Below are 12,880 nucleotides of genomic sequence, written 5' to 3'. Positions count from 1 at the left end.
ATGGCAGCGCTGACCGACCGCCTCGTCCACGTGATCGGCGCCAAGTCCGCGAAGCCGCTCGAGGAGCATCTCGGTCTGGTGACCGTCGACGACCTGTTGCGCCACTACCCGCGTGCCTACAGCAAGGGCGCCACCATCCTGGAGGAGGGCGAGTCTCCACCGTTTCTCCGGGAGGGCGACCACGTGACGTTCGTCGACGTGATCGAGAAGGCCGAGGCGAAGTGGACGAACAGGCAACCCAAGCGCGAGTTCCTGGTCATCACGCTGGCCGGCCGGCACCCGAAGGTGACTGCCACCTTCTTCAACGCGAGGTACACCAAGAAGACCCTCACGGTGGGCACCCGGCTGATGCTCAGCGGCGTGGTGGGTTACTTCCGCAACGCGCTGCAGCTCACGCACCCCGCGTTCCTCATCCTCGAGGGCCCGCAGGCGGGGAAGGGGTCCAAGTCGCTGGCCAAGGTCGCCTCGACGACGGACGACGGCGAGGTCGACCTGTCGGCGTTCGAGCGTGACTTCTTCCCCATCTATCCGGCGACGGCGAAGGTCCAGAGCTGGGACGTCTACGCGTGCATCCGACAGGTCCTCGACGTCCTCGACTCCGTCGACGACCCGCTGCCCCAGTCCCTCAAGGACCAGTTCTATCTGTTCTCCGAGGACGAGGCGCTGCGCGCGATCCACCTGACCGAGAACGAGGGCGACCGCGACCGCGCCCGCGAGCGCCTGGCGATGGACGAGGCCGTCGGTCTTCAGTGGGCGCTGATGCTGCGCAGGCACGGCGATCTCGCCGCGACGGGTCCGATCGCGCCGGTGTGGGACGGGGGGATCGCGGCGGCGCTGCGCCGACGGCTGCCGTTCGAATTGACCGCCGGTCAGCGTGAGGTCCTCGAGGTGCTGACCGCCGAGTTGGCCTCGACCACGCCCATGCACCGCATGCTGCAGGGCGAGGTCGGGTCGGGCAAGACGATCGTCTCGGTGATCGCGATGGCGCAGATGGTCGACGCCGGGTACCAGTGCGCGCTGCTCGCACCAACGGAAGTGCTTGCGGCACAACATGCCCGGTCGATCCGCGACGTCCTCGGGCCGCTCGCGATGGCCGGTGAACTGGGCGGTGACGACGACGGCACCAGGGTGGCGCTGCTGACCGGTTCGATGACCGCGCCGCAGAAGCGGCAGGTGCGCCAGGAGATCGCCAGCGGAGCGGCGGGCATCGTCATCGGCACGCACGCGCTGATCCAGGACTCGGTCGAGTTCCAGAACCTCGGTCTCGTCGTCGTCGACGAGCAGCACCGCTTCGGCGTCGACCAGCGAGATCGGTTGCGTGCCAAGGCCAGCGACGGAATCACCCCGCACCTGCTGGTGATGACGGCCACGCCGATCCCACGCACGGTGGCGTTGACCGTCTACGGCGACCTCGAGACGTCGACGCTGCGCGAACTGCCCAGGGGGCGTCAGCCGATCTCGACCACCGCCATCTTCACCCGCGAGGAGCGGCACAAGAAGTGGCTGGGCCGGGCCTGGCAGCGGGTGCGCGAGGAGGTCGCCGCGGGACGGCAGGCCTACGTCGTTGCGTCGCGCATCGACGAGTCGGAGAAGGACGGTGCCGCCCAGGTTGGCCCGCCGGCGATGACGGTGCTCGAATTGCTCGACGGGCTGAGCCGGGGCGAGTTGGCCGGGCTGCGTCTCGGGCTCATGCACGGCCGCCTGTCGGGTGATGAGAAGGACGCGGTGATGACGGCGTTCCGGGCGGGGGAGATCGACGTCCTGGTGTGCACCACCGTGATCGAGGTCGGCGTCGACGTTCCCAACGCGACGGTGATGGTCGTGATGGACGCCGACCGGTTCGGCATCAGTCAGCTGCACCAGTTGCGGGGACGCATCGGCCGCGGCCAGCACCCCAGCGTCTGCCTGCTCGTCACCAACCTGCCCGAGGCGTCGAAGGCCGGTGCGCGGCTCAAGGCGGTGGCGTCCACTCTCGACGGGTTCGCACTCGCCGACCTCGATCTGGCCGAACGCCGCGAGGGTGACGTGCTCGGGCTGACCCAGAGCGGGCGGCCGATCACGCTGAAGATGCTGTCACTGGCTGAACACCGCAGCATCATCGAAGCCGCCCGTGAATTCGCCGAGCACGTGTACGAGACCGACCCGCGCCTCGTCGAACACCGCGGAGTCGAGACCCTCGCAGCGCCGTTCGTGGCCACCGAGGCCGTCGAGTACCTGGACAAGGCGTGAAGCGGGTCGCTTGGCTGGCGGCGGGTGTCGCGATCGCGGTCCTCGTCGCCGTCCAGGTCACGTCGGCGGCGCGGCAGGACGCGCCGTTCATCGCGCGCGCCGACGTACCGACCGTGGCGCCGGGCGTCGACGTGCTGGCCGGCGTCGTCGAGATACCGGTGCGCGTCCGCGCCCACGACTACCGCAGGGCGGCGTTCGGTGAGTCGTGGACCGACGACACCAGTGCACCCGGTGGCCGCAACGGCTGCGACACCCGCAACGACATCCTCGACCGGGACCTGATCGAGAAGACCTACGTGTCGATCAAGCGGTGCCCCACCGCGGTTGCGACCGGTGTGCTGCACGATCCGTACTCCAACGCGGTGATCGACTTCACGCGCGGCAACCAGGTGGGTGCGGCAGTGCAGATCGATCACCTCGTACCGCTCGCGCTGGCATGGGATCTCGGCGCATTCGCCTGGCCCGAGGACCTGCGGGTGCGCTTCGCCAACGATCCGGCCAACCTGATCGCGGTCGCCGGTGCGATCAACCAGGACAAGGGCGATGCGGAACCGGCCGACTGGATGCCGCCGAATCGGGCCTTCTGGTGCCAGTATTCGGTGCAGTTCGCCGAGGTGCTGCGCGGCTACGCGCTACCGATCGATCAGCGTTCGGCCGTGGTGCTGCGCGAGGCCGCGGCCACCTGCCCGGTGGGCTGAGCGTCGGGCCGTCACCTCGGCACCCGAAGGTGCTTGCGCGCTTCGAGTTCCGCCTCGTCGACGAGCGTCAGCATCGGTTGACCCGGGACGCAGAGCATCGTGACCACGAAGCGGCACGCGACGTCGTCGCGATTGTTGGCGTCGGAGTAGTGGATGACGTCTCCGCCCGGCTCCCAGAAGGCCTCGCCGGCGGACAGGACGCGCGGCGGTTCGCCCTCGAGTTCGAACAGCATCTCGCCCTCCAGTACGTAGCCGAAGGCCGGGCCGCTCGGATGGCGGTGCGGTGGTGCGCCTGCGCTTCCCGCCGGGTAGGCGATGGTCACGGTCATCGCATGCGCGTCCGCGGGGATGAAGGGCGGCTGCACTTCCTGGAGAACCGTCAGCGCGCTCTCCCAGTGTGCGTCGTACCTCTCGGACATGCGTGCTCCTCTCATCATGGGTGGATCGGGGTCGGTCAGATGGCGGTGACACCACGCGTGCAATCGCGTCTCCTCAGGCACTGCACTGCTCGGCAATCGGTTCCGGGGGCCGGTGGTCGCGGTGGGCCAGGGCGATGCGCAGCCGCTGGCGGCCCCGGGACACCCGCGACATCACGGTGCCCACGGGAATGTTCAGCAGGGCGGCGGTCTCGGCGTAGGTGTATCCCTGCACGCCGGCGTAGTACATGACCGACCGCACCCCGTCCGGCAGCGTGGCGAGCGCGGCCCTGACGTCGTCATCGGGCATGGCGTCGACGATCTCGGTCTCGGCCGACCGGCGCCGCGTGTCGCCGTCGACCAGCTCGAGGACATCGGACTCGTCGACGGGGACTTCGGTCGGGCGCCGCTCCCTGTACCGGTGGGTGCTGACCCACCGGTTGTGCAGGATGCGGAAGAGCCAGGCCTTGAGGTTCGTACCCTCCCGAAACGACCGGAATCCCGTGAATGCGTGCAGAAGCGTGTCCTGCAGCAGGTCTTCGGCGTCGGCGTCGCAGTAGGTGAGCCGACGTGCGCGCCGGGCGAGGGCATCGAACAGGGGAGCGGCGTCGCGGGCGAAGCGTGCGGCCAGGTCGTCGTCCGACTCGACTTCGCCTGCGGTGGAATAGGAATCCGTCACGATCGTGTTCCCGCGCGCCGCGGCGCTAGAACGCTGCCGCGGCAACGTTGGCCGCGAGCCAGTTGGGGTAGCGGGTGGCGGCCAGCACCGCGTCCGGTCCGGGGGTCAGGCTGTGGTCGTCCAAGACGACCCCGAAGTACGGCGCCTGGGCGTCGGTCACGACGCGGCGACTGTCGTTGCGTGCGCGGAGTTCCGCCCGGACGAGATCGTCGAGCGGGAACCGGTCCGGGCCCGCTACCTCGCCGATGGTGCGCGAGGGCTCACCGACGGCGGTGCGTGCGACCGCCGCGGCGACGTCGTCGGCCGCCATCGGCTGGCAGCGGGCCGACGACAACCGCACGGTGTCGCCGTCGGTGGCCGAATCGGCCATGCGACCGACGAACTCGAAGAACTGAGTGGCCCGCACGATCGAGAACGGGACGGGTGACTCGGCGACGAGTCGCTCCTGGGCGGCCTTGGCGCGGAAGTAGCCACTGGCCTGCAGGCGGTCGGTGCCCACCACCGACAGCGTGACGTTGTGGGAGACGCCCGCGGCCTGACCGGCGGCGAGCAGATTGCCCGTGGCCGTGGTGAAGAAGTCCCACGCCGGAGCGTCCTCGAAGGACGGCGAGTTCGAGACGTCGACGACGACGTCGGCACCGACGAGGACCGCGGCGACGCCTGCGCCGGTCAGGGTGTCGACACCCGATGCCGGCGACGCGGCGACCACGTCGTGTCCCTGCTCTGCGAGCAATGCGACGACCTTGGAGCCGATGAGCCCCGTACCGCCGATGACGACGATCTTCATGGTGATCCTCCGAGTGTCCGAAATCCCGTGCGGCTCGCCCGAGCCGTCGAATCCAGACTCGCCGCGTAGCGGCGGAAGCGGACCATTGGAAGTTCGTGGTCGAACCCGTGGTGTACCCGTGGTCGGGGTCGGTCAGCCGGTCCACGAGGCGGTACGGAGCTGTCGGCGCGAGGTAATGTCGAGCTTGACGAACACCTTCCGCAGGTGCCATTCGACGGTGTGGGCACTCAGGAAGAGTTGAGCCGCGATCTCGGAGTTGGTGTGGCCGTCGGCGGCGAGCCGGGCTATCTGGCTCTCCTGCGCGGTGAGGCCGTCACCGGACGCGATCGGATGCTTGCGCACCTTCTCGCCGGCGGCGATGAGTTCGCGGCGGGCCCGTTGCGCGAAGGCCTCGGCGCCCATGTCGGTCAAGGCGTCGTGCGCTGCGGTGAGCTGTCGGCGGGCATCGCCTCGCCGACCGGCCCTGCGCAGCCACTCGCCGTAGGAGAGGCGGGTGCGTGCGAGGTGCGGGGTGATGCCGGCGCGGTCGAGCAGGTCGACGGCGCGGTCGAACAACTCGCCGGCATCGCCGTCGTCGGCGACCAGGGCCCGAGCCGCCTCGACCGCGCCTGCGCCCCATGGTGTTTCGCTACCGCCCGCGCGATCCGCGAGGAGCGTCACGGCGGCAGCGGCCGTCGCCGTGTCACCGGCGTGGGCGGCGGCCTCGACGAGTTCGAAGAGACACCAGCCGTAGAACCCGAGGTCCTCGTATTCGCAGCACCGGCGCGCCGCGGCGAGTGCCTCCTCGTAGCGGCCCAAACCGTTGTAGAGGACGGCAAGGCTGTAGTCGGCCACGCCGACCAGGCGACCCTCGCCCTTGGCCGTGCCACCCGCCGTGGCCGCCGCGATCAACGGTGTGGCCTCGGCGGCGACTCCTCGCCACGCCGCGAGCGTGAGCGAGTGGTACTTGACCGGGGTATGGCCCATGGACGCCGTCACGGCATTGGCCTCTTCGAGGAGGTCTGCCGCAGAGAACAACTCACCGCGGTACACGTGGACGCCCGCGCGATAGGTCAGCGCCGGCGCCAGCACCGCCAGCGCCCCGGCGTCGCGTGCGCGCCGCACCATGTCCGTCGCGATCTGCAGCAGCACGTCGTCGTCCCACAGCTCGTGCGCTGCCGACTCCTGCACGATCGGGAACGGCCAGTTCTGGACCGGCTCGGTGTCGTTCTTGGCGTGCTCGTTCCAGGAGTGCAGAGCCCTGCGCAGATGATCGGAGCCGGCACCCGGGCCGTCGATGATGCGACATGCCATGCCGTGCAACAGCAAGTCGATCGGACGCGTCACGGTGGGCATTCGCGAGATGGCATCGAGCCCGGCGCGCGCGGCCTCCGTCAAGACCCGGGGATCGCCGAGCCGGCCCGCGTACATGGCGGCGCTGATCGACTCGAGGTAGGTCTCACGCGCCGCGTCGTCGTCGAGGGTCTCCAATCGCCGAGCAGCTCGCAGGAGGGCGGCCGCGGCGTCGCTGGTGCGTGGTGCGCCCGGTGCGCCGGACCGGCTGCGGGTGAAGTCCATCTGCGCGCGCATGCGGGCAACCCGCGCCCGCTGCAACGGCGTCAACGGGGCCAGTTCGGCGATCGCCAGGAGGTCACCGGCCGCCTCGGGTGCTGCCGCCTCGCGCTTGGCCTCGGCGGCGGCGATCGCCCTGGCCCCGCGCAGCCGCGGATCCGACGTCAGTGCCGTAGCCCGCTCGAGGAAGACTGCGGCCGCGGCAACGCCGCCTCTGCACTGCGCCCGGCTCGCCGACTCCTCCAACGCGACGGCCACCGACTCGTCGGGACCGGCTGCCGCATTCGCTCGATGCCACGCCTGCCGGTCGGGGTCCGACCGGGGGTCGGTGACGTCGGCGAGGACCCCGTGCACGGTGCGGCGATCCATCAGGTCCGCCGCGCGGTAGGCGGCCGACCGCATCAGCGGGTGCAAGAAGCGCATGCGCGTGCCGAATTCGATCACCCCCTCGGCCTCCGCGGGCCCGAGTGCGTCGACCGGTATGCCGAGTCGGGTTGCGGCGCGCAGGAATAGCGCCGTGTCGCCCACCGGCTCCGCGGCCGCTGTCAGTAGCAGCAGGCGGGTATCTGCGGGCAACGCGTGGATCCGGCGCACGAAGTCACCCTCGATGGCGGCCGTGGAGGAGCGCTTGCCGTAGATCCAGAAACCACCGGCGAGTTCGGTGGGAGACACGTTGCGGGGGACTTCGAGGATGGCCAGCGGAATGCCGCGGGTCTCCGCGACGATCCGGTCGCGCACCCGCGGATCGATGCCCCCGACCATGACCGATTCGAGGAGGTCCCGCGCCACCGAGTCGGACAGGCCCGCGATCTCCAGCTCCGGCAGGCCCCGCAGCGTCTCGGGACACTCCCGGACCGCGAACACCAGGACCACGGGTTCGGCCAACAGCCGCCGTGCCACGAAGCCGATCGTCTGCAGCGACACCTGATCGAGCCATTGGGCGTCGTCGACGACGCACAGCAGTGGGCGGTCGGCGGCAGCGGCGGCCATCAGGCTCATGACGGCTAGACCGACCAGGAACCGGTCGGGCGCAGCACCCGCTCCACGACCGAAGGCCACGTTGAGTGCATCGCGCTGGGGTGTGGGCAATTCGTCGAGGTGTCCCAGCAGTGGCGTGCACAGTTGGTGCAGGCCGGCGAAGGCGAGCTCCATGTCCGACTCGACGCCCGCCACCGCGACGGCTCGGTAGGACGTCGCCTGCGCGCTGAGATGTTCGAGCAGCGCCGTCTTCCCGACGCCGGCCTCGCCGCGCAGCACCAGCACGCGCGCTTCCGATGGCTGCGCCGGGACGAGTTCGTCGAGCGCCGCGCACTCCAGATCGCGGCCACGCAACACCGGTCCGCGACGTTGGCTCGGCACGACGGTGATCGTATCGGCTAATCGGAGCCGCTACCGGGCGGGCAGGGCGGAAGTCAGCTCCCCCCCAGGAAGGTGGTCGTTTCCTCGAGCGGTGCCCTGCGGAACCTCGCGGCATCGGCAGTCAGGTCGGCGAACCCGATCGACATCCCACAGAACAAGATCAGCCCCCGCCTCGGCTCGACGATCTGACCTACGGTCTCGTGAACTTTCGCCCACGCCATCTGTGGACAACTGTCCAATCCTTCGGCGCGAAGCAGCAGCATCACCGTCTGCAGGTACATGCCGAGGTCCGACCACTGGGGTCGGCCCATGTCACTGTCGACGTAACAGAACAGGGCGGCGGGAGCGCCGAAGGCGTCCCAATTGGCGATCGCGGCTCGCTGCCGTGCCTCCAAGTCGGTTCGAGCGATGCCCAGGGATCCGTAGCGCTGCTCGGCGAAGTCGTGTCGTCGCTCGCGATACGGCGATTTCAGCGCGCTGGGATACATCTCGTACTGGGCCTCGTCCCACGCATCGCCCGCGGCCACCCGTTCGGTGGCGAGCTTCTTCAGATGGCGCAGCGGACCGCCGGTCACCACGAACGTGTGCCACGGCTGCAGGTTCGATCCCGACGGCGCCCACGCCGCTGCGGCGAGCACCCGTCGGAGGACGTCGACCGAGACCGGACGGTCGGTGAAGGCGCGCACTGCGCGCCTGCTGGTCACGGCCTCGTAGACGTCCATCACGGCTCCTGGAAATCGGCTCTCTGGATACGTCTTCAGCCTGACAGCGCTGAGACGTCGTAGAGCCCTTGAGAGTTCGTGGTTCTTCCAGGATCTTCGGCCGCGGCCGAGCCGGGGTCAGGAACCGGTGTAGGTTTCCGGATCGGGCCGGAACCGGGTGCCGTCGTCGAGTGCGTTGAGCGCGTCGAGGTGCTCGGTGGTCAGTTCGAAGTCGAACACGTCGAGGTTCTCCGCGATGCGCTCGGCCTTCGAGGAGCGGTACACCACCGAGTTGCCCAGCTGAACGTTCCAGCGGATGAGCACCTGCGCCGGGGACTTGCCGTAGGCGTCGGCGACCGACGTCACGGTCGGGTTGTCGAGCAGCTTGCCGACCCCGAGCGGCCCGTAGGCCTGGGTGAGGATGTTGTGCTCGGCGTGGAAGCCGCGCAGCGCGGACTGATTCAGCAGCGGGTGCAGTTCGACCTGATTGACCGCAGGCACGAAGAAGGCCAGATCCATGATCGTCGTCAGGTCGTCGGGGGTGAAGTTGGCGACGCCGACGGACTTCGAGTTGCCGAGTTCCTTCTGCTTCATCAGACCGCCGAAGCTGTCGATGTACTTGCTGGGGTTTCCGGCGGGCCAGTGGATCAGGTACAGGTCGACGTACTCCATGCCGAGGCGTTCGAGGCTGGCCTTGAGCGCGTCCTGCGACGCCTGGTAGCCCTGGTCCTCGGTCGCCAGCTTGGTGGTCACGAAGATCTCGGCTCGCGGAATCCCCGACGCGGCGATGGCCCGTCCCACAGCTGCCTCGTTGCCGTAGGCGGCGGCCGTGTCGATCAACCGAACGCCGATCTCCAGCGCCGCGGAGACGGCGTGCTCGGCTTCGGCCTCGGACAACTCGCCGGTGCCGATGCCGAGGACCGGAATCGTGTTGTCGTCGTTGAGGCTCGTGTTCGGAATCTCTGCCGTGGCCATGTTCCACCTACCCTTTGAAGTTGAACGTGCGTGGATCGGGACCCAGTCGCGTGCCGTCTTCGAGCGACGCGACGGACGTCATGTCCTGCTCGCTCAGCTCGAAGTCGAACACGTCGAAGTTGCTCGCTATGCGTTCGGGGTTCACCGATTTCGGGATGACGATATTACCGAGCTGTATGTGCCACCTAATCAGGACCTGTGCAGGCGTTTTGCCGTGTGTCGCGGCGAGGTCCGCCAGCGTCGGGTGGCTCAGCAGCGACCCCTGGCCCAGCGGGCTCCACGCCTCGGTCGCGATGCCGAGTTCGGCGTGCACCTCGCGCAGTTCGTGCTGTGGCAGCAGCGGGTGCAGCTCGATCTGGTTGACCGCAGGAACGATTCCCGTGGCGTCGACCAGCGTGCGCAGGTGTTCGGGCTCGAAGTTGCTCACGCCGATCGACGTCACCCGGCCCTGCTCGCGCAGGTGGGCGAACGCCTTGAAGGTGTCGACGAAGGCGTCGACCTCCGGCATGGGCCAGTGGATGAGGTACAGGTCGAGCCGGTCGAGGCCGAGCTTGGCCATGCTCGCGTCGAAGGCCCGCAGCGTGGAGTCGTATCCCTGGTCGGAGTTCCACAGCTTGGTCACGACGTACACGTCGTCGCGCTGTAGGCCGGATGCTGCGACGGCGCGTCCAACGCCCACCTCGTTGCCGTACGCGGCTGCGGTGTCGACGTGCCGGTAGCCTGCCGACAGCGCCGCGCTCACCGCACGCTCGGTGTCGTCGGCCGGGGTCTGCCAGACTCCCAACCCGACGGCCGGGATCGAATTACCGTCGTTCAGCGTGACCGAGGGACCTGAGGAGCGAGCCATGACCAAGAGTGTGCCAGTCGGCATCCCGCCCACCGCTCCGGTGGGCACGGTGGCCGACCCGGGTGCCGGCCGCCCGAGCCGTCGCAAGCTCGCGACGCTCAACGCCGTGAGCGGCGCGCTGCTGCCGTTGGTCAAGCGGGTCCCCGAACCGGTCAAGCGCAAGCTGCTCGGTCGGCGCGCGGTGACGATCGACGGCAACACGCTCGACCCGACCCTCGCCCTGGTGCTGGCGATGCAGCGGGCGTCCGGGGTCAACGGCCTGGTGGCCAGCGACGACGTGGTCGTATCCCGCGAACAGCTGCGCAACCTCTCGGCCAAGATCGACTCCGGCGTGACCGTCGGGACCCGCGAGCTGACCGTCCCCGGGCCGGAGGGGCAGATGCGGGCCCGCCACTACACGCCGGTCGACGGACTGGCCGACGGCTCACCGCTGCTGGTGTTCTTCCACGGGGGCGGGTTCGTCGTCGGCGACCTCGACACCCACGACGGCCTGTGCCGGCTGATCAGCCGCGACGCCGACGTCGGTGTCCTGTCCATCGACTACCGGCTCGCTCCGGAACACAAGGCCCCCGCCGCCGTCGCGGACTGCTACGCCGCCTACCGGTGGGCCGTCGACAACGCCGTCGCGTTGGGCGCCGACCCGCGTCGCATCGCCGTCGGCGGCGACAGCGCCGGTGGCAACCTCGCCGCCGTGGTCTCGAGGCTGGCGCGCGACGACCGCGACCATGGCGTGCCGCTCCCAGCGCTACAACTGCTGCTCTACCCGGCCACCAACTTCGCCGGCGACACCCGCTCCAAACTGCTGTTCTCCGAGGGCTTCTTCCTGACCAAGCCGCACATGGACTGGTTCCGGGACAACTACCTCAGCGGCGCGGAGGTGGACGTCTCCGACCCGCTGATCTCGCCGCTGCTGTCCGACGACCTGACCGGCCTGCCGCCCGCACTGGTGCTGACCGCCGGGTTCGACCCACTGCGTGACGAAGGTCATCACTACGCCGAGGCGTTGGCCGCGGCTGGCGTGCCGGTCGATCACCGCGAGTACGGCTCGGTCGTGCACGCGTTCGCGAACTTCTTCCCGCTGGGCGGGGGGAGTGCGGTGGCCACGGCCGACATGGTGTCCGCGCTGAAGGCTCACCTCAGCCGTTGCTGAGCCTCAGCGCGGCGGGCTCGTGGGTGTGCGCCGCAGCCGCCGGTACCCTGTGATTCGTGGCCACGAAACCGAAGAAGACCGCCAGCTACGACCTGAAGGCTGCGGACCGCAGGCGCGACATGCTGATCAAGATCGGGCTGACCGCGACCGTGGTCGTCATCGCGGTTGCCGTCGTGCTCACCATCGTGCTGAACGCCAAGGACAAGCCCGCCGCAGGTGACGCCAAGTCCATCCGGGTGGCCTCGGCGAACGTGGTCACCAAGGAGGGCACCACGGAGCCCAAGGCCGTGCTCAGCCTCTACGAGGACTTCCTCTGCCCGGTGTGTGGCCGCTTCGAGCAGCAGTTCGGCCCCACCATCAGCTCGCTGGTCGCCAGTGGCGCGATCGCCACCGACTACTACATGGTCGCGATCCTCGACCGGCCGGCGAACCAGAACTACTCGTCGCGTGCCGCTGCCGCCGCGTACTGCGTCGCCGACGAGGACAAGACCCCGAGCAAGGAAGCGTTCAGCCGGTTCCACGCCGCGCTCTACGCTCAGCAGCCCAGCGAGGTCGGCACCAACTTCCCGACCGACGAGCAGCTGATCGAGACCGCCCGCCAGGCCGGCGCAGCGGGCTCGGTGCCCGAGTGCATCAACAGCGGCCGCTACACGAAGATGGCCGAGGGCCTCGCCGGCGCGGTCGAGATCAACGCCACCCCGACGGTCCGCATCAACGGCGAGGAGTTCGAGTACTCCACGCCCGACGCCCTCGTCGCCAAGATCACCGAGATCGTGGGCGAGCTGCCTGGCGCGTCCGCCCAGCCCGCCGCCCCCGCGCCGACCGCTCCGGGCCAGGCTCCGGCCGCGCCATGACCGTCACCGCGCCCGATGCCGTCCCGGTTGCCGACGAACCGGCGGCCGGGAACGCGGTGCGCGTGGGTCGCGCGAGCGCGATCTGGCTGCTCATCGCGGGTGTCGTCGGCTTCGCCGCTGCCTTCACGCTGACGGTCGAGAAGATCGAGATCCTGATCAACCCGGCCTACGTGCCGTCCTGCAGCATCAACCCGGTGCTGTCGTGCGGCTCGGTGATGGTCACCCCGCAGGCCGCGCTGTTCGGCTTCCCGAACCCGCTGATCGGCATCGTCGCGTTCACGGTCGTCACGGTCACCGGCGTCCTCTCGCTCGCGAGAGTTCGTCTGCCGCAGTGGTATTGGGCTGGACTGGCCGTCGGCACCCTGCTGGGCGTGGTGTTCGTGCACTGGCTGATCGTCCAGAGCCTCTACCACATCGGCGCCCTGTGCCCGTATTGCATGGTGGTGTGGGCGGTCATGATCCCGCTGTTCGCGGTCGTGACCCCGATCGCGCTGCGATCGCTGGCCGGCAACGCGATCGCACGCGTCCTGTACCAGTGGCGCTGGCCGCTGGTCGTCCTGTGGTTCACCGCCCTGATCCTGATGATCCTGGTGCGGTTCTGGAATTACTGGTCCACGCTGATCTGATTCCAGGC

The 12,880-nt window shown here is 69.2% G+C and carries 12 protein-coding genes; 5 read left to right on the top strand and 7 right to left on the bottom strand.

The window, feature by feature from the left end:
* Entirely contained in the window at positions 1–2,229 is a 2,229-nt protein-coding gene (gene recG / locus LOK44_RS26450) for an ATP-dependent DNA helicase RecG (RefSeq protein ID WP_237573063.1), read from the top strand.
* Positions 2,226–2,927, top strand: a complete 702-nt coding sequence (locus LOK44_RS26445; RefSeq protein WP_237573062.1) for an HNH endonuclease family protein — start codon at positions 2,226–2,228, stop codon at positions 2,925–2,927. Before recG ends, LOK44_RS26445 begins: the two co-directional genes overlap by 4 nt.
* Positions 2,928–2,938: 11 nt before the next feature.
* Here LOK44_RS26445 and LOK44_RS26440 read toward each other — a convergent pair whose 3' ends face one another.
* The 7 genes from LOK44_RS26440 to LOK44_RS26410 all read right to left on the bottom strand — a co-directional run bounded on the left by LOK44_RS26440 (position 2,939) and on the right by LOK44_RS26410 (position 10,242).
* Entirely contained in the window at positions 2,939–3,346 is a 408-nt protein-coding gene (locus LOK44_RS26440) for a cupin domain-containing protein (protein ID WP_237573061.1), read from the bottom strand.
* A gap of 73 nt (positions 3,347–3,419) precedes the next feature.
* A complete protein-coding gene (locus LOK44_RS26435; protein ID WP_237573060.1) occupies positions 3,420–4,022 on the bottom strand; it encodes a sigma-70 family RNA polymerase sigma factor in 603 nt (200 codons plus the stop codon).
* A 25-nt stretch (positions 4,023–4,047) separates the two neighbouring features.
* The gene (locus tag LOK44_RS26430) at positions 4,048–4,809 is read right to left on the bottom strand and encodes an SDR family oxidoreductase (protein WP_237573059.1); all 762 of its coding nucleotides are present in this window, start codon (positions 4,807–4,809) and stop codon (positions 4,048–4,050) included.
* 132 nt (positions 4,810–4,941) lie between these two features.
* Positions 4,942–7,719 (bottom strand): AAA family ATPase, encoded by a 2,778-nt coding sequence (locus LOK44_RS26425; RefSeq protein ID WP_237573058.1) that lies wholly within the window; start codon positions 7,717–7,719, stop codon positions 4,942–4,944.
* Positions 7,720–7,772: 53 nt separating this feature from the next.
* Positions 7,773–8,441 carry a nitroreductase gene (locus LOK44_RS26420; protein ID WP_237573057.1) on the bottom strand — a complete coding sequence of 223 codons (669 nt, stop codon included), beginning with the start codon at positions 8,439–8,441 and terminating at the stop codon, positions 7,773–7,775.
* Between the two features lie 117 nt (positions 8,442–8,558).
* The gene (locus LOK44_RS26415; protein ID WP_237573056.1) at positions 8,559–9,395 is read right to left on the bottom strand and encodes an aldo/keto reductase; all 837 of its coding nucleotides are present in this window, start codon (positions 9,393–9,395) and stop codon (positions 8,559–8,561) included.
* A 7-nt stretch (positions 9,396–9,402) separates the two neighbouring features.
* On the bottom strand, positions 9,403–10,242 hold the full coding sequence (locus LOK44_RS26410; RefSeq protein ID WP_237573055.1) for an aldo/keto reductase: 840 nt from the start codon (positions 10,240–10,242) through the stop codon (positions 9,403–9,405).
* Between LOK44_RS26410 and LOK44_RS26405 the strand changes: the two genes are divergently transcribed.
* From LOK44_RS26405 to LOK44_RS26395, 3 genes are read left to right on the top strand one after another with little or no spacing between them, the layout of a single operon-like run.
* Positions 10,241–11,392 (top strand): alpha/beta hydrolase, encoded by a 1,152-nt coding sequence (locus tag LOK44_RS26405; RefSeq protein ID WP_237573054.1) that lies wholly within the window; start codon positions 10,241–10,243, stop codon positions 11,390–11,392. The two genes, LOK44_RS26410 and LOK44_RS26405, sit on opposite strands and share 2 nt — an antisense overlap.
* A 56-nt stretch (positions 11,393–11,448) precedes the next feature.
* Positions 11,449–12,246 carry a DsbA family protein gene (locus LOK44_RS26400; protein ID WP_237573053.1) on the top strand — a complete coding sequence of 266 codons (798 nt, stop codon included), beginning with the start codon at positions 11,449–11,451 and terminating at the stop codon, positions 12,244–12,246.
* On the top strand, positions 12,243–12,872 hold the full coding sequence (locus LOK44_RS26395; RefSeq protein WP_237573052.1) for a vitamin K epoxide reductase family protein: 630 nt from the start codon (positions 12,243–12,245) through the stop codon (positions 12,870–12,872). The genes LOK44_RS26400 and LOK44_RS26395 overlap by 4 nt, the downstream gene beginning before the upstream one ends.
* The last annotated feature ends 8 nt before the right edge of the window (positions 12,873–12,880 follow it).

It is taken from the genome of Mycolicibacterium lacusdiani (assembly GCF_021916785.1).
In the GTDB taxonomy this organism is placed as follows: domain Bacteria; phylum Actinomycetota; class Actinomycetes; order Mycobacteriales; family Mycobacteriaceae; genus Mycobacterium; species Mycobacterium lacusdiani.
The sequence above is the reverse complement of the archived record's forward strand: the minus strand, read 5'-3'. Positions and strand labels throughout refer to the sequence as shown.